Raw genomic sequence first — 583 nt, forward strand, 5'->3', positions numbered from 1 at the left:
TGGTGCAGCAGGCGACTCATGCCTTGGTCGCCGAGCTGTCGGTGCCGGTTATCGAGTTGGATGCCGACGATTGCCAGGCTGAATCTACCCAAAACCCACACGTATCGGGCCTCACCTCGGCCAACCTGGCGTATGTGATCTACACCTCTGGCTCAACCGGCTTGCCCAAGGGCGTGATGATTGAGCACCACAACGTGGCGCGCCTATTCTCCGCCACTGAGGGCTGGTTCAACTTCAATGACCAGGATGTGTGGGCGCTGTTCCACTCGTTTGCCTTCGACTTCTCCGTGTGGGAAATCTGGGGCGCGCTGATCCATGGCGGGCAGTTGCTGGTGGTGCCGCAGCTCACCAGCCGTTCGCCGGACGAATGTTATGCCCTGCTGTGCAGTGCCGGGGTGACGATCCTCAACCAGACGCCGAGTGCCTTTCGTTCGTTGATTGCGGCCCAGGGCCAGAGTGCCTTGAAACACTCCCTGCGCCAGGTGATCTTCGGCGGTGAAGCCCTGGAGCCGGGGATTCTCAAACCGTGGTATGCGCGTACGACCAACGCCGGTACGCAACTGGTGAACATGTATGGCATCAC

General features: G+C 60.4%; 1 protein-coding gene. It reads left to right on the forward strand.

Annotated elements, in window-relative coordinates:
• Positions 1 to 583 (forward strand): AMP-binding protein (locus tag BFL40_RS30150; RefSeq protein WP_143088345.1); only part of this gene is annotated, 583 nt, incomplete at both ends.

The sequence above is a fragment of the Pseudomonas costantinii genome (assembly GCF_001870435.1).
Classification (GTDB): Bacteria; Pseudomonadota; Gammaproteobacteria; order Pseudomonadales; family Pseudomonadaceae; genus Aquipseudomonas; species Aquipseudomonas costantinii.